General features: G+C 68.1%; 13 protein-coding genes. 3 read left to right on the top strand and 10 right to left on the bottom strand.

Annotated elements, in window-relative coordinates; translation table 11 throughout:
• Nucleotides 1–2: 2 nt before the first annotated feature.
• The 6 genes from R5H19_RS08095 to R5H19_RS08070 form a co-directional block, all read right to left on the bottom strand.
• Nucleotides 3–953: a cysteine synthase family protein gene (locus tag R5H19_RS08095; RefSeq protein ID WP_318158489.1), complete on the bottom strand. Its 951-nt coding sequence runs from the start codon at nucleotides 951–953 to the stop codon at nucleotides 3–5.
• 1 nt (nucleotide 954) lies between these two features.
• Nucleotides 955–1,296, bottom strand: coding sequence for a carboxymuconolactone decarboxylase family protein (locus R5H19_RS08090; RefSeq protein WP_318158488.1), 342 nt, complete (start codon nucleotides 1,294–1,296; stop codon nucleotides 955–957).
• Between the two features lie 32 nt (nucleotides 1,297–1,328).
• Nucleotides 1,329–1,544 carry a hypothetical protein gene (locus R5H19_RS08085; protein ID WP_318158487.1) on the bottom strand — a complete coding sequence of 72 codons (216 nt, stop codon included), beginning with the start codon at nucleotides 1,542–1,544 and terminating at the stop codon, nucleotides 1,329–1,331.
• Nucleotides 1,545–1,603: 59 nt separating this feature from the next.
• Nucleotides 1,604–2,581 carry a lipoyl synthase gene (gene lipA / locus R5H19_RS08080; RefSeq protein ID WP_318158486.1) on the bottom strand — a complete coding sequence of 326 codons (978 nt, stop codon included), beginning with the start codon at nucleotides 2,579–2,581 and terminating at the stop codon, nucleotides 1,604–1,606.
• A gap of 106 nt (nucleotides 2,582–2,687) precedes the next feature.
• Nucleotides 2,688–5,444 carry an EAL domain-containing protein gene (locus tag R5H19_RS08075; RefSeq protein ID WP_318158485.1) on the bottom strand — a complete coding sequence of 919 codons (2,757 nt, stop codon included), beginning with the start codon at nucleotides 5,442–5,444 and terminating at the stop codon, nucleotides 2,688–2,690.
• A gap of 64 nt (nucleotides 5,445–5,508) precedes the next feature.
• Nucleotides 5,509–6,285, bottom strand: coding sequence for an iron-containing redox enzyme family protein (locus R5H19_RS08070; RefSeq protein WP_318158484.1), 777 nt, complete (start codon nucleotides 6,283–6,285; stop codon nucleotides 5,509–5,511).
• 388 nt (nucleotides 6,286–6,673) lie between these two features.
• Between R5H19_RS08070 and R5H19_RS08065 the strand changes: the two genes are divergently transcribed.
• The gene (locus tag R5H19_RS08065; RefSeq protein WP_318158483.1) at nucleotides 6,674–8,971 is read left to right on the top strand and encodes a cbb3-type cytochrome c oxidase subunit I; all 2,298 of its coding nucleotides are present in this window, start codon (nucleotides 6,674–6,676) and stop codon (nucleotides 8,969–8,971) included.
• 55 nt (nucleotides 8,972–9,026) lie between these two features.
• Here the strand turns inward: R5H19_RS08065 and R5H19_RS08060 are convergent, their stop codons facing one another.
• The 4 genes from R5H19_RS08060 to R5H19_RS08045 form a co-directional block, all read right to left on the bottom strand.
• Nucleotides 9,027–10,859, bottom strand: a complete 1,833-nt coding sequence (locus R5H19_RS08060) for an FAD-binding oxidoreductase (RefSeq protein ID WP_318158482.1) — start codon at nucleotides 10,857–10,859, stop codon at nucleotides 9,027–9,029.
• A gap of 141 nt (nucleotides 10,860–11,000) precedes the next feature.
• Nucleotides 11,001–11,885 (bottom strand): patatin-like phospholipase family protein, encoded by an 885-nt coding sequence (locus R5H19_RS08055; RefSeq protein ID WP_318158481.1) that lies wholly within the window; start codon nucleotides 11,883–11,885, stop codon nucleotides 11,001–11,003.
• A gap of 107 nt (nucleotides 11,886–11,992) precedes the next feature.
• A complete protein-coding gene (locus tag R5H19_RS08050) occupies nucleotides 11,993–12,421 on the bottom strand; it encodes a VOC family protein (protein ID WP_318158480.1) in 429 nt (142 codons plus the stop codon).
• A gap of 87 nt (nucleotides 12,422–12,508) precedes the next feature.
• A complete protein-coding gene (locus R5H19_RS08045; RefSeq protein WP_318158943.1) occupies nucleotides 12,509–14,020 on the bottom strand; it encodes an acetyl-CoA hydrolase/transferase family protein in 1,512 nt (503 codons plus the stop codon).
• Here R5H19_RS08045 and R5H19_RS08040 point away from each other — a divergent pair.
• Together R5H19_RS08040 and R5H19_RS08035 are read left to right on the top strand one after the other, a co-directional pair.
• The gene (locus R5H19_RS08040; protein WP_318158479.1) at nucleotides 14,004–14,246 is read left to right on the top strand and encodes a hypothetical protein; all 243 of its coding nucleotides are present in this window, start codon (nucleotides 14,004–14,006) and stop codon (nucleotides 14,244–14,246) included. The genes R5H19_RS08045 and R5H19_RS08040 overlap by 17 nt on opposite strands.
• Nucleotides 14,246–16,474 (top strand): penicillin acylase family protein, encoded by a 2,229-nt coding sequence (locus tag R5H19_RS08035; protein ID WP_318158478.1) that lies wholly within the window; start codon nucleotides 14,246–14,248, stop codon nucleotides 16,472–16,474. Before R5H19_RS08040 ends, R5H19_RS08035 begins: the two co-directional genes overlap by 1 nt.
• The last annotated feature ends 24 nt before the right edge of the window (nucleotides 16,475–16,498 follow it).

Below are 16,498 nucleotides of genomic sequence, written 5' to 3'. Positions count from 1 at the left end.
GCTCAGCGGAAGTGCGTGGCGCCCACGTCGACGGCGGCGGGCTGCATGAAATACTCGTGCAGGTATTTCTCGCCCTCGTCGCAGAACACCGTGACCACCGTCTTCAGCTCCGGGAAATTCTGCCGGATGCGCTTGGCCGCCAGCAGGTGCGCGCCGGAGCTCGGCCCGCAGAACAACCCGTAGCTGCGCGCCAGCCGCTTCATCTCGTTCACCGCATCGGCACTGGACACGCTCAGCACTTCGTTCACCAGCCCCGCGTGGCGCTGGAAGATACCCGGCACGAAACCGTCGGAAATGCCCTCGATGGTGTGTGCGGCGATCTCGCCGCACAGGATCGTGCATGACTCGGACGGTTCCATCGCGAACAGCCGCACGGCCGGATTGGCCGCGCGGAACGCCTGTCCCACGCCGATCAGCGTGCCGCCGGTGCCGACGCCCAGCACCAGCGCATCCGGCACGCGGCCCGACGGCAGCTGGGCGAGGATTTCCGGGCCGAGGATCAGCCGGTTCTCCTCCACGTTCCACTCCGACTCGAACTGGCTGGGTGCGAAGTAACCCGGTTGTCGACCCAGTTCGCTCGCGCGCTGCAACGCCTCGTTGACGTGGAAATTGCCGCAGAACAGCACGTCCGCGCCGTAGGCGCGCGAGATCGCCACGCGCTCGCTGGACATGCCTTCGGGCATCACCACCAGCATGCGGTAGCCCTTCACCGCCGCCACCATCGACAGCGCGTTGCCGGTGTTGCCGCTGGTCGCCTCCACGATGGTGTCGCCGGGCTTGAGCAGGCCCTCCTGCTCGGCCCGCTCGATCATGTACTTGGCGATGCGCGCCTTGATCGAGCCGGAAGGGTTGAGGAACTCGATTTTCGCGTAGACGCCCTCGATCTCCAGCAGCGGGGTGTCGCCCACCGCATCGAGGATGCTGTGCGATACCGTGGTGAAGCGTGCGGCCATCTCAGGCGGCCTCGTGCGCGTGACGCATCGTGTCCAGCGCCAGCGCGGAATGGGCGTAGGCGCCGCCCGCGCGCATCTCGGCAGCCACCCAGATCGCCTCCATGATCTGCTGCTCGCTGGCGCCCTGCTTCAAAGCCCCTGCCGTATGGCCCTTGATACAGTACGGGCATTGGGTGACGTGCGCCACCGCCACCGCGATCAGCTGCTTGGTGACTGCCGGCAGCGCGCCATCGGCGAACACCGCGGCGCTGAACGCCTTGAATGCGTCCAGCGGTGCCGGCGCCAGCTCGCGACGCTTGCGCGCCAGTTCCGCCGTTGCCTGCGGGTACATCGTCGTGTCCATGCCATCCTCCTTGGATGAAGCCGGGTGGGAATTCAATGCTGCGCCGACACCGAGCCCTGCACCCAGCTCGGCGGGTCGCTGGCCGGAAAACTCTGGGCGAGTTCGTCGTCGATGCGCTGCTCTCGCGCCAGCACGGACTCGCCGGCCGGCGCAGCGGAAGGCTTGCGGCCCGCCGCCAGCGCGGCGCCGGCGGCGTCGGGTCCGGTCAGCGAGCGGCGAAGGGAGCGTTGTACGAAGAAACGGAACATGGCGTACCTCCTGATGTCGATGGACATCGAAGCGATGGACCGTCCCGTCGCGCCGCGGGTCACAGTCCCAGGTTGTTGTGCTCCAGCACGCGTTCGGCGCGATAACTCGAACGCACCAGCGGTCCGGCGACCGCTTCCACGAAACCCTTGCCGAGCGCCAGTTCGCGATAGGCACGGAATTCGTCCGGGGTGACGAAACGCTCCACCGGCAGATGGTGGGGGCTGGGGCGCATGTACTGGCCCAGCGTGACCACGTCGACGGCGGCGGCGCGCATGTCGTCCAACGCCTGCTCGATCTCGTCGTCGGTCTCGCCCAGGCCGAGCATCAGGCTGGTCTTGGTGAGTGTTCCGGGAGCGTGGCGCTTGGCGAAGGCCAGCACGCCCAGCGTCTGCTCGTAGCCGGCGCGCGGGTCGCGCACCGGGTGGGTGAGCCGGCGCACCGTCTCCAGGTTCTGCGCGTAGGTGGCCAGGCCGGCGTCGAGCACGGTGGCGACGCTGGCATGGTTGCCGGCGAAATCGGGGGTGAGCGCCTCCACCGCGGTATCGGGCGAGCGCAGGTGGATGGCCTTCACGCAGGCGGCGTAGTGCGCGGCGCCGCCGTCGGCGAGGTCGTCGCGGTCCACCGAGGTGAGCACCACGTACTTGAGCCCCATCAGTGCCACCGCGTCGGCCACCTTGGCCGGCTCCAGCGGATCGAGCCAGCCGTTCGGGTTGCCGGTGGAAACCGAGCAGAACCTGCAGGCGCGCGTGCATACCGATCCCATCAGCATCAGCGTGGCGGTGCCGCGGCCCCAGCACTCGGCGATGTTGGGGCACTTGGATTCGGCGCACACGGTGTTGAGCTGGTGCGTGCGCACGATGTCGGCCACTTCCTCGTAACGCGCCCCGCTGGGCAGCTTCACGCGCAGCCACGGCGGTTTGCGGCTGACGTCGGGCTCATGGCTGTGCGCGTTGGGCTTCTGCCCGCCCTTCACCGCGCGGGTGCCCTGCGGGCTGATGAACTTGCTGCCGTCGGGGACGGAATGGCTGCTGGACATGAAGACGCGCGGCTGGCTGGACTGCAGCCAGTGTCCCGCTCGGCGCGCGCACCCGCCCTGATGCACGTCAAGGCGGCCGGCCCGGCGCCGTGCGCGAGGTGCCCGCTCAGCTGCGCTTCGGCGGTACCAGCTTAAGCCGCGTCGGCACCGGCGGCTGGCTCGGGCACAGCAGGTGCTGCACCTCCTCGGGCCGCAACGGATAGGAGTACAGGTAACCCTGCCCTTCGACGCAACCGCTGCGCAGCAGGAAATCATGCTGTGCTTCGGTCTCGATGCCCTCGGCGATGGTGGTCAGGCCGAGGCTTTTCGCCATCGCCAGCATTGCCACGGTGATCGCCGCGTCGTTGCTGTCGCCCGGCAGGCCGGTGACGAAGGAGCGATCGATCTTCAGGCAGGTCACCGCCGGCAGCTTCAGGTAGGCCATCGAGGAATAGCCGGTGCCGAAATCGTCGATCGCCACCGCGATGCCGAGCGTGTCCAGCGTCTGCATGGTGCGCTCGATGTCGTCGCCCAGCCGCAGCATCGCGCTCTCGGTGATTTCCAGCAGCAATCGCCCCGGCGCCAGCCGCCGCGACTGCAGGTTGCGACTGACCCCGTCGACGAAGGCCGGGTGGCCGAACCAGCGCGCCGAGATGTTCACTGCCACGCGGATCGGCGGCACGCCGGCCAGGTCCCAGGCCTGGACCTGGGCGCAGGTGGTCTGCATCACCCACTCGTCGATGCGACGGATCAGGCCCAGGCTCTCGGCCACCGGGATGAACTCGGCCGGCAATACCTCGCCACGTTCCGGATGCTGCCAGCGCAGCAGCGCCTCCACCGCCACGATGCGCCCGCTGCGCAACTCGACGCTGGGCTGGAACACCAGATGGAACTCGTTGCGCGCCAGCGCCTGGCGCAACTCGGCTGCCAGCTGCAGGCGCCGACGGGTGTCGGCGTGCATCATCGGCGTGTAGAAACGGAACGCGTTGCGCTCCTCGGTCTTCGCCGCGTACATCGCCGCGTCGGCGTTGGCGATCAGCGCCAGCGCGTTGTCGCCGTCCAGCGGATAGCCCGCCACGCCGATGCTGGCGCTCAGCACGATCTCGTAGTCGTCCACCAGCAACGGCTCGGACAAGGTGGCGAGCAGGCGGTTGACGATCGCCCGCGCGTCTTCGCGCAGGATCAGTCGCGGAATCAGCACGGTGAACTCGTCGCCACCGATGCGCCCGGCCACATCGCCCTCGGAAAGTTGCCGGCGGATCCGTTCGGCCACCTTGACCAGCAGGCGGTCGCCGATCGCGTGGCTGTAGCTGTCGTTGACGATCTTGAACGCATCCAGGTCGATGAACAGCACCACCACGGCCAGCCGCTCGCGCTCGGCCACGGCGATCGCCTCGGCGCAGTGCCGCTCGAACTCCGCCCGGTTGACCAGGCCGGTCAGCGGGTCGTGCCGCGCCATGTGCTCCAGCCGATGCTGGTTCGTCTTCGCCTCGTGGATGTCGGTGAGCACGGCGACGTAGTAGACCACCTGGCCGTCGGCGTCACGGATCGTGCTGAGGCTCAAGTGCTCGGGGTAGCTGCTGCCGTCGCTGCGCGTGCTCAGTACCTCGCCCATCCAGTTGTGGCCGGCGGCGACGCTGTCCCAGATCGACTGCGGCAGCGGCTTGCCGTTGGGCAGGCGGCGGCTGTCGTCGAGGCGCTTGCCCTGCAGCGCCTGGGTGGTGAAGCCGGTCAGTTCGGTATGCGCCGCATTGGTCGAGATCACCCGCTGCCCGGCGTCGGCGATGATCACGCCTTCGGCGATGCTGGCCAGCGCCTCGGCGGCGATCCGGCGCTCCCGCTCCATCGCGACCCGCTCGGAGATGTCGCGGATGATCGCCTGGCGCACTGGCTGGTTGCCCCAGGTGGCCAGGCTGGTCTGCGTTTCCACCGGACGCGTACGACCGCCCGCACCCAGCAGCACGTTGGCAGCGGCCCGCCCGGCCTGCTGCCCTGCCATGGATTGCGCGAACAAGTGCACGAAGCGGTCACCGACCAGCTCGCTCGCGCTGCGCCCGGTCCATGCCGCGGCAGTGCGGTTGACGTCCAGGATCCGCCCACTGCTCTCGTCGACCATCACGATCGCGTCGGCCGCGCTGTCGAACAGCAGGCGGTAACGCTCCTCGGTTCCGCGGATGCCGGCCAGGATCCGGCGCGCCATGCCCAGCCACAGGAGGGCGGCGACGGCCGCCGCCACCAGGACGCCGCCAAAAAGCACTCCCCCTATCCAGACGGCGCCATCGGCGATCGAGCGCGAAAACAATTTGCTGCGCGGCTCGATGAAGCTGTTGATCGCAGCGATGCGTTCGCGTTGGTTGTTGATTTCGGCGTAAGTGATTGCGCCGGTTGCGTAACCCTTTTCCAGCGAAGCCGCTATGGTGTCGAGCTGCGCGATGGAACTGTCGGTCGATCGCCAGGCCTGAAGTGCGTCGCGCATGTAGGGCGCGTCCGCAAAATGGTGCAGCATGAAGATCACGCCGGGGATCGCTATCGTGACCGTCCTGCTGCGCCGCAGCGAACCTGCGACCGCCTCGTAGTCATAGTCGCCTGTCGCAATCTGGTCACGCGCCCACTGATCGGCCATCAACACTTCGTAATTGAGCCTGTAATTGGCCAGATCCGCCGCGTCGCCTTTCGCCGCATAGGCGTCCAGGGATATGACGACCTGTTTCTGCGCCTTGGACCAAATGCTCTCGCCGTTGAGGAAACCGGCGAGAGCCACTTGAACCTGCAAAGCCACCCAGGTCAGCGCCAGGATCAACCCGACCACTCCCACCAATCCATACGCAAGCGGCATCAAACGCCGTGACAGCGGCCGTTGCAAATTGATTGTGGAAGTACGCATTGCATCCCCTGTTTCGCGTCTGGCGAATCAACCTCTGGGCATTGCACCAAAGCGTAAACGATCGTCAGGCAGCGGCGGCACTCGCCACCTCCAACAGGCGACGCGGCTCAACGCAACGGTCAGCAAGTATCCGCATGCTGGTGTAACTGCGCTTGATGCACTCGCTGACATGAGCCACTTCATCGAGTGCCGGATTCGTGCCCATGAGTGTACAGACTATCTCCAGTGCCTCCCATGGATGCGTGTCGTCGTACGCAGCATGAAGCTGAAGCCAGCGCAAGGTTCCAGCCCTGATCTGCGGCGGAAAGCTTTCCCTGTAGCTCTGGCTTTCGAAGATCAGGCGCGACCACTCGCCCGTGGCTCCTTCGACCGCGTAGTTGGTGGCCGCGATGCCGGCGGTCAGCGAGTCGCGAGTGCTGACATCCTCGCACCAATCCGCCAGCACCTCGGTACCCCGGGGGGGGACTCCCTTCAGCAGTTCTTCGCGCGGAACGCCGGCCCCCTCCGCCCAGTTGAGCCAGTATTCGGCGTGGTTCTGCTCGACCCGGATGTTGCGCACCAACCAGCGGCGCGCAAGATTGTCCCCGGGGCTGCGGCCATAGCGTGTCTTCAGCAGGCTCCTCGCCATGTAGGCCGGGAAGCGTTCGATCACCGGCCAGATGCCAACCATGAAACGGGTGGTGCCAGCCATGCCCAATGTCCCACTGCTCATCTTCTCCCACAGCTCGTGGGTAACCACGCTCTGCTTGGCGCTTTCGCAGTCGGCCACCATGTCCTGCGCCCATTGCGGGTAGCTGGCCAGTTCGGTCAGCGGGCCAGTGCGCTCAAAAAGGGTATTCATGTAATTTTTCCTCAGTCGTGAAGGGTGCTGCAGTCAACTGCAGCGTCGATGGCCGGCCCGGCAGGCCAGAAGCCCCGGTACCGGCCTCCATCCGGCATCGCGGGCGATGCCGAAATTCTCTTGTGCATGACCATGGCTGCGCCTCCGCGCACATGCTGCGGAATCCGGTGCCGCCGGCAGGTGCCCCCTGTCCACCCCCTTATTCCACTGCGCGGACTGGCGGTCGGACCGGACGTCATTCACACGCCGTGCACAAAAAAAGGGAAAGGCTTGCCGCGACAACTGCGGGTGAATACGCACAAGGCACGATCCGGTTCCGGTGCTGCCAGGCTATGGTGTTGCCGATATCGCCCGATACTCGCCCACGCGTTGCGGAAGGGGAAGCGCCATGAGCATTGCCGCCCAGCCATTGAGCCCGGAGGACCCGGAACTTTCCCCCTGGTGGCTGCGCACGTTGCTGACCGTGATGGTGCTGGGCTTCGCCGGCCTGATCGCGATCACCATGCTGGCCTACCGCAACGCCCCGCCGATCCCAGCACGGACCGTGGACGCACAGGGCAACCAGCTGTTCAGCGGCGACGACGTCCGCGACGGCCAGGCGGTTTTCCTGAAATACGGGCTGATGAACAACGGCAGCATCTGGGGCCACGGCGCCTACCTGGGACCGGACTACTCGGCCGAGGCGCTGCACCGGATCGGCGAGGACACCGCCGAGGCCACCGCACAGCAGCAGTACCAGCAACCGCTGGCTGCACTGGCTCCTGGCCAGCGCGCCGCGGTACGGGCGGAAACAGCGGTGAACCTGAAGACCAATCGCTACGACGCCGCCAACGACACCCTCCATCTGACCGCGCCGGAAGCGGCGGCGTACCGCCAGCAGATTCCCTACTGGACCGACTACTTCCTGCATCCGGAACGCAACGGCGGGCTCAAGGCCGGGCTGATCACCGACCCGAACGAGCTGCACCAGTTCGCCGCGTTCGTGACGTGGGCCGCCTGGGCCTCGGTGGCAAACCGCCCCGGCGAAAACTACTCGTACACCAACAACTTCCCCTATGACCCCGCCGTCGGCAACACCCCGGTGCCGGGCGCGCTGCTGTGGAGCGCGCTGAGCCTGGCCGTGCTGCTGGCCGGCATCGCCACGGTACTGCTGATGTTCGGCAAGTTCGACTACCTCGGCTGGATCAGCCGCGGCCAGCACATCCACCCGCACCTGCTGCCGGGCGTGGCCAGCCCCGGCCAGCGCGCACTGGTGAAGTTCTTCGTGGTGGTGGCGCTGCTGTTCCTGGCGCAGACCCTGGTCGGCGGCGCGGTGGCGCACTACCGCGCCGATCCGTCGAGCTTCTACGGCTTCCAGCTCGAAACGATCTTCCCCAGCAACCTGATGCGCACCTGGCACCTGCAGACGGCGATCTTCTGGATCGCCACCGCCTACGTGGCCGCCGCGCTGTTCCTCGGCCGCACGCTGCGCACCGACGAGCCGCGCTGGTTCGCGCCGTGGGTGCACCTGCTGTTCGTGGCATTCGCAGTGGTGATTGGCGGCAGTCTGCTCGGCGAGTGGCTGGGCATCGCGCAGATGCTCGGCAAGTGGTGGTTCTGGCTGGGCAACCAGGGCTGGGAGTTCCTGGAGCTGGGCCGGATCTGGCAGCTGCTGCTGGTGGTCGGCCTGCTGGTGTGGTTCGCCCTGCTGTGGCTGCTGGTGCGCCCGCGTTCGCTGGCCAACCAGGAATCGAAGCCGCTGGTGAAGATGTTCCTGTTCGCCGCGGTGGCGATCCCGGTGTTCTACATCCCCGCGCTGTTCTTCGGCGCGAAGACGAACTACACCGTGGTCGACACCTGGCGCTTCTGGATCATCCACCTGTGGGTCGAGGGGTTCTTCGAGTTCTTCGCCACCACCGTGGTGGCGCTGACCTTCTATCAGCTGGGGCTTACCCGCCGCAACGTGGCGCTGCGGGTGATCTACCTGGACGGCATCCTGTACTTCCTCGGCGGCCTGATCGGCACCGGCCACCACTGGTACTTCACCGGCCAGACCAGCGTCAACATGGCCATGTCGGCGATGATCTCGGTACTGGAGGTGGTGCCGCTGACCCTGCTCACGCTGGACGCGTGGGATTTCGTACGCACCACCCGCGGCCACTGCGACGTCTGCGGCAAGTCGGTGGCGGTGCCGCACAAGTGGACGTTCTACTTCCTGATCGCGGTGGGCGTGTGGAACTTCGTCGGCGCCGGCATCTTCGGCTTCCTGATCAACCTGCCGATCGTCAGCTACTACGAAGTCGGCACCCAGCTCACGCCGAACCACGGCCACGCCGCGATGATGGGCGTGTTCGGCATGCTGGCGCTGGCGCTGATGGTGTTCGTGCTGCGCCAGACCAGCAGCGACGAGCGCTGGGCCGGCATGGAAAAGTACGTGCGAACCGGCTTCTGGGGCTGCAACGTCGGCCTGGCCATGATGGTGGTGTTCAGCCTGTTCCCCAGCGGCGTGCTGCAGGTGTGGGACGTGGTGCAGCACGGCTACTGGCACGCGCGCGCGCTCGACTACATCGGCAGTTCGCGCTCGCACCTGATCGAATGGCTGCGCCTGCCCGGCGACCTGGTGTTCATCATCTTCGGTGCGATCCCGCTGGCCATCGCCGCGGTCAAGGGCTGGCTGGGCGTGCGCGCGACGCCGTCGTCCGGCTGAGCCGGCGCCGGCGGGCCGGGTGCGGTGCGCTTCGCAGCGCGCCCGGCCCGCGGCCTCAGCCCGATGCCACGCGGGTGAAGCCGTCCGCGCTCCACGCCTCGCTGCCCACGCCGTGATGCACGAAGAACAGGCCGGCCGGGTCGTACTTCTGCTTCACGGCCGCGAGCCGCGGGTAGTTCGTGCCCCAGAACGCACGCTGCCAGTCGCGCTCGAAATAGTCGCTCTCCGACACGTACGAACCCGCGTCCGGCGCCACCCGCCGCAGCGCGTCCATGGCCCTGCCCATGCTCGCGGCGCGATCGCGCGCCCGCGCCAGGTCCGGCTTCGGGCCGGGCATGCCGGGGAAGGCCGGCGGGCCGTCGCCGGCGATGATCGCCAGCGCGAACGCATCGAGCACCTGCGGGTTCGTCGCGGTGTCCCGCGCCGCGGCAAGCTCGGCCTCCGGCGCGCCGGCCAGCCCCTTGTTGAAGTGGAGGCCGACCGGCCAGTGCCGCGTGCAGGCAAACAACGCGTCGGCCAGGCATGTCTGCCGCCGTTTTTGCAGCAGTGACGCCGGCAGCCACGCCGACTTGAAGCCATGGATGAACCAGCCCACCTGGCCCTGGTCGCCCGCCCACAACACGTGGTTCCGCGGTGCGCCGGGGCGGTTGTCGTCGACCTGGATGCCGGGCGCATGCTGCCGGAAGAACTCGGCGTCCCACATGTGCCGCGCAGGCAGCGCCAGCACCTGGACCGGCTTCACCAGCGCGTATTCCCTGCGTGCACGAACCCAGTCGAGCAATGGCGCCCAGACCTGCTCGGCCTGCGGCTGGCTCAGGCCCTGGAACACCATGTCGATATGCACGGTGTTGTCCGAGCCGAAGCGGATCTGCTCGCCCCAGTGCGGGTTGAACAGCGCGTCCCGGTAGAAGGCGATCAGCTTCGCGATCAGGGCGTGGTAGGCCGCATCCGACGCGGCCTCGATCGAGCCGGACACGCCACCGAAGAACTCCGGCAGCTGGCGCGTACGCAAGGTCAGCCGGGTCACCACGCCGAGGCTGCCACCGCCACCGCCCTTGATCGCCCAGAACAGGTCCGGATGGGTGCAGGCATTGGCGATGCGCACCTGGCCATCGGCGGTGACGACCTCCGCCTCCAGCAGGCCCGCCGCGGCCATGCCATAGTTCTTCGAGAAGCTGCCGAAGCCGCCGCTCTGCACCAGGCCGGCCACGCCCACCGTGGTGCAGCCGCCGCCCTGCACGTAGCGGCCGCCGCGGGTGGTCACTGCGTCGTAGGCGTCGATCCACATCGCGCCAGCACCTATCGACACCGCCGGCTGTGGCGCCTGCGTGCCCATGCAACCCTGCCCCACGAAGGCGTCGTGCAAGGTGACGTCGTTCATGTGCCGCGTCCACACCAGCAGCGAATCCGGCGCGTCCGAGGTGCCCTGGTAACTGTGCCCGCCGCCTTTCACCACCAGGCGCAAGTGATGCTCGCGCGCGAAATTCACCGCCGCGACCACGTCCGCCGTGCTTTCGGCGGCCACCGCATACACGCTCGGCTGCGAGGTCCACGCGTCGACCCAGCCACTGGTCTGGGTCAGCGCCGGCTGGTCGCCCAGGTAGAACGGGTTGTCCAGGTGCTTCAGCGCCTCGTCACAAGCGGTGCTGACCGGCCTCGTACCGCAGCCGGCAAACGGCGATTCCAGCTTCAGCAATCGCCCGCCCACCTCGCGCTTCAACCGGTCCCACTCGGCGGCGGAAGGCCAGCCGGGGTCGCCGGGGCGCGGCCGCAAGCGCAGGCGCGCCGACGTCGCCGCGGCGGTCCCGGCCAGCGCGCGGCCGCCGGAAAGCAGGCCCGGCAGCAACGGGGTCGCCAGCAGGGCTTTCAGCAGGTCCCTTCGTTTCATCGCGCATCCCCCGGCAGGATCGTCTCGACAGTCGCCACCATGAGGCGCCATCGCCCGGCGCGCCAGTGACCTGTGACGAACGGCGCCGCGCTGGTGACCAGTGGCGGCCCACCGGGATGGGGCGCGGCCAGCGCGCGCGACTCAGTCGTGATGCTCGCGCAGCTGCGGCGGAATCCCGGCCTGTTCCAACCCGCCTCGCTCGAGCCAGCGGTGGGTCTCGGTGCGGGCGCGGGCGATCAACCTGGCCGCTGCCGTGTAGTCGTACGGTGAAACATCGAGGGGGCACAGGCTGGGCACGATGCGCAGCGCCAGCGCGGTACCGGCAAAGCGCTCGGCGTCATACACCAGCTGCCGCGCCACCAGCAGGCTGAGCGCATGCATGGCGCGCGCGATCGCGCCCGACGGCGCCCGTTCCAGTGCGCAGGCAAACCCGGTGGGCAGCACGATCACCCGCGTGGCGCCAAGCCGGACCGCAGCCGAGATCGGCGTGTTGTTGGTCACGCCGCCATCGACCAGCCAGCGCTCGCCGATGCGCACCGGTGGATACACGCCGGGAATCGCGGCGCTGGCCAGCACGGCATCCACCGCCGCACCGGTGGACAGCAGCACCTCCTGTCCATTCAGCATGTCCGACGCCACCAGGTGCACCGGCAGCGCCGCATCTTCCAGCCGCCGGTAAGGCAGGTAGCGCTCGAGCAGGCGCCGCAGCCCGGACGAGTCCACCAGGTGACCGCGCCGGCGCAGCAGGCCGAACACGCTGCGCAGGTTGAATGGCAGCACGTCGCTGCGCTTCAGTGCGCACCAGATCCGCTCCAGCTCGCGCGCGCCGGCGTGGGTCGGGTCGCCGGCGAAGTACGCCGCATTGATCGCGCCAGCCGAGGCGCCGACCAGGAACGCCGGCTGCTCGCCCCACTCCAGCAGGGCCTGCAGCATGCCCACCTCGATCGCGCCGAGGCTGCCGCCGCCGGCCAGCACGAAAGCGGTGCGCGGCGGCGCACGTTCCACCTGCGGACTTGCCTCTGCCATCCCAGCCACCTGCATGCGCCGATACTACGGCGTGCCCGGCCATCTGACGCATGCCATGCCGGCAGGTTCCGCGGGGCGCCGCGGCAGGCCACTCCCGCGTGGTGCGCTCAGCCGGCCCGCTCGCTCGGCACCAGCACCATCCACGACACGCCGTAGCGGTCCACCAGCATGCCGAAGCTGGAGGCGAAGAAGGTCGACATCAGCGGCTGCTGCACCTGACCGCCATCGGCGAGCGCCTCGAACAGGCGCCTCGCCTGGGCATCGTCATCGGCGGTGAGCGCCAGCGAGAAGCCGTCGAACGTCGGCGTGCCGCCGCTGTAGCCGTCCGAGACCAGCACCTGGCTGGCACCGATCTGCAGGCAGGCGTGCATCACCTTGTCCGCCGGCAGCGGCGTGCCGTCGGGGCGCCGGGCCGAGCCTTCCGGGCCATCGGCGTAGCGCATCAGCATGACCACTTCGGCGCCGATCGCCTGGCGGTAGAACGCGATGGCTTCTTCGCAGTGGCCGTCGAAGAACAGGTAGGGCTGGATTTGCATGGGGTGGCCTCGTCGTGGTTGGGACATGCCGAGCCGACACATCGGCTCGGAGGGACGACGAATGACCCGGGCGCAGATCGACAGCGCTCAGCGCATGCTGCCGCTGTCCAGGTAGCGCTGGTGCCACGACAGCGCCTCGTTCAGCAAGTGCGGCGTGTGCTTGCCGTAGCTGTCGCGGCGGGCGCGGTCGAAGTAGTCCTGCAGCATCGGCCGGTAGTCCGGGTGCGCGCACTGCGCAATCACCGCCTGCGCGCGCTGCTTCGGCGACAGCCCGCGCAGGTCGGCCAGGCCCTGCTCGGTGACCACCAGGCCCACGTCGTGCTCGGTGTGGTCGACGTGGCTGACCATCGGCACGATCGACGAGATGGCGCCGCCCTTGGCCGTGCTCGGACTCATGAAGCAGGACAGGAAACCGTTGCGGGCGAAATCGCCGGAGCCGCCGATGCCGTTGATGATGCGGCTGCCCGCGACGTGGGTGGAATTGACGTTGCCGTAGATGTCGGCCTCGACCATGCCGTTCATCGCGATGCAGCCGAGCCGGCGCACCAGTTCGGCGTGGTTGGACATCTCCTGCGGCCGCAGCACGATGTGCTGACGGTAGAAGTCGATGCGGCGCACGAACTCATCCACGCCCTCGGGACTCAGCGACAGCGAGGTGGCCGAGGCCATCGCGATGGTGCCGTCGCCGATCAGTTCCAGCATGCCGTCCTGGATCACCTCGGTGAACGCGGTCAGCCCGCGGAAGCCACCCTCGCGCAGGCCGCCGAGCACCGCATTGGCGATGTTGCCCACGCCGGATTGCAGCGGCAGCAACTGCTCGCCCAGCCGCCCCGCGGCGATCTCGTGGCGGAAGAACTCCACCAGGTGCCCGGCGATGCGCCGCGACGCCTCGTCCGGCGGCGCGAACCGGCCCAGCCGGTCGGGCGCATCGCTTTCCACCACCGCGACCACCTTGTCCAGGTCGCAGCGCAGGTACGGCTCGCCGATGCGGTCGCCCGGTTGCAGCAGCGGGATCGGCCTGCGGTGCGGCGGCAACGCGGTGCCGTAGTAGATGTCGTGCATGCCGTCGAGCCCTTCGGGCTGACGCCGGTTCACCTCCAGGATCACCTTGTCGGTCAGGTCCAGCCAGGTCTTGTTGTTGCCCACCGAGGTGGACGGCACCAGCCGGCCGTCGGGCAGGATGCCGGCGACCTCGATCAGCGCCACGTCAATCTTGCCGAGGAAACCGCACCACGCGTACTGCGCCACCTGGCCCAAGTGGATGTCCATGTACTCGATCTGGCCGGCATTGATGCGCGCGCGCAGTTCCGGGTCGGACTGGTACGGCAGGCGGAAGTCGATGCCGCCCACGCGCGCCAGCGCACCATCCAGCTCGGGCGCGGTCGAGGCCCCGGTGAGGATGCGCAGCGCGAACTTGTCGCCGCGCTCGTGCGCCGCGGCGATGCGCGCGGCCAGCGCCAGCGGCACGGCCTTGGGGTAGCCAGCACCGGTAAAACCGCTCATGCCCACGGTCATACCCGGCAGGATCAGCTCGGCCGCCTGCTCCGCCGACATGCGGCGCGCGGCCAGAGCGGGATGTGCAATGCGTGCTGTCATGATTTCTCAACTCGTCGGAAAGGCTGGCACAGGAAGCGTCACCGAGCGTACCGGCAGGCCGCGACCCGGCCAAAAGTCCATTCTGGACGCGCAGATGCGCGCCGCCAAGGCGACCTTCGGCGCCTGCGTCAAAGCGCCGCCATCGCCCGGTTTTTGCAAGCGCGCCCGAGTGGTGGTCAACTCCGTGAAGCACGGTGGCACCGACCACCATCAGGGGACGACCAGTTGATGCACATACACACCTCGAAGAACCCATGCCCGGGTACACGCTCCCGGCACCTGGCGCGCCTGCTGCTGGCCGCTGCGCTGTTCGTGCCGGGCCTGGTCGCCGCCGCGCCGGCCGCACCGTCCGTGCAGGCGCATTGGCAGCGCCAGGCGCAGGCGGTCACGATCACCCGCGACGACTGGGGCATCGCCCACGTGCACGGCAAGACCGACGCCGATGCGGTGTTCGGCATGGCCTACGCCCAGGCCGAGGACGACTTCAACCGGGTCGAGACGAACTACCTGAATTCGCTGGGTCGGTTGGCCGAGGCCGAAGGCGAGTCCGCGATCTGGAGCGACCTGCGCCAGCAGCTGTTCATCGACCCGGCCGAGCTCAAGGCGCTGTACGCGAAGAGTCCCGCCTGGCTGCAGGCGCTGATGAACAGCTGGGCCGACGGGCTGAATTACTACCTGGCCACGCATCCGGACGTGCATCCGCGCGTCATCAAACATTTCGAGCCGTGGATGGCGCTCTCCTTCAGCGAGGGCAGCATCGGCGGCGACATCGAGCGCGTCTCGCTGAAAGAGCTCGAAGCGTTCTACGGCCGCAACCCCGCCGCCCTGGCGCGCGCGGATACGCCGTCCAGCTGGGTCGAGCCGACCGGTTCCAACGGCTTCGCGATCGCGCCCAAGCTCACCGCCGACGGCCATGCGCTGCTGTGGATCAACCCGCACACCTCGTTCTTCTTCCGCTCCGAGCTGCAGATGTCGAGCGACGAGGGGCTCGACGCCTACGGCGCGGTGACCTGGGGCCAGTTCTTCGTCTACCAGGGCTTCAACCGCCACGTCGGCTGGATGCATACCTCCACCGGCGCCGACGTGGTCGACGAGTTCGCCGAAACCATCGTGCACAAGGGCGGCAAGCCGTTCTACCGCTACGGCAAGGAACTGCGGCCGGTCACCACGCGCACGATCCGCCTGGCGTACCGCGCGAAGGACGGCGCGATGGCGACGCGCAGCTTCACCGCGTACTTCACCCACCACGGCCCGATCGTGCGAGAGGCCGACGGCAAATGGATCGCCATTGCGCTGATGAACAAGCCCATGGAGGCGCTGGAACAGAGCTGGCTGCGCACCAAGGCCAGTGATTACGCCAGCTACATGAAGGTGGCCGAACTCAAGGCCAATTCCTCGAACAACACCATCTTCGCCGACGACAAGGGCGAGATCGCGTACCTGCACCCGCAGTTCATCCCGAAACGCGACAACCGCTTCGACTACACCAAGCCGGTCGACGGCAGCGACCCGGCCACCGACTGGCAGGGCCTGCACAAGCTCGACGAGGCACCGCACCTGCTCAACCCGCCGAACGGCTGGATCATGAACACCAACAACTGGCCGTACTCCGCCGCCGGCAAGTTCAGCCCGCGGCAGGCGGACTACCCGCGCTACATGGACAGCTTCGGCGAGAACCCGCGCGGCATCCACGCCACCCGCGTACTGGACCGCGTGCGCGATTTCAGCCAGGCCTCGCTGACCACCGCTGCGTTCGATTCGTACCTGCCGGCGTTCTCGCGACTGATCCCGGTGCTGGTGCATGACTACGACATGCTGCCCGACAACGATCCGCTGAAGCCGCGCCTCGCGGGCCAGATCGCCCTGCTGCGCGGTTGGGACTACCGCTGGGGGATCGCCTCGATGCCGACCACGCTGGCGGTGTTCTGGGGCGACATGCTGTGGGACAAGGTGCACGCCGAAGCCGAGTCCGAAGACCTTTCGGTGTACGACTACATGGCCGGCGATGCGGGCCCGAAGGCGCGGCTGGACACGCTGGTCGAAGCCTCCGACCGGCTGGAACAGGATTTCGGCAGCTGGGGCGTGCCGTGGGGCGAGGTCAACCGCTACCAGCGCAACGACGGCGCCATCGTGCAGAAATTCGATGATGCCAAGCCGAGCATCCCGGTGCCGTTCGTGTCCTCGCGCTGGGGCTCGCTGGCCTCGTTCGGCGCGCACCGCTGGCCCGGTACCAGGAAGTACTACGGCACCAGCGGCAACAGCTTCGTAGCCGTGGTGGAGTTCGGCCCGAAGGTGAGCGCGCGCGCGATCACCGCCGGCGGCGAGAGCGGCCACCCGGGTTCGAAGCACTTCGGCGACCAGGCCGAGCGCTACACCACCGGCAACCTGCGCACGGTGTACTTCTGGCCGGAACAGCTCAAGGACCACACCGAGCGGGTCTACCATCCCGGCGAGTGAGCCGCCGCGTGTCGGCCCGCCGCG

It is taken from the genome of Rhodanobacter sp. KK11 (assembly GCF_033345435.1).
Taxonomy (GTDB): domain Bacteria; phylum Pseudomonadota; class Gammaproteobacteria; order Xanthomonadales; family Rhodanobacteraceae; genus Rhodanobacter.
The sequence above is the reverse complement of the archived record's forward strand: the minus strand, read 5'-3'. Positions and strand labels throughout refer to the sequence as shown.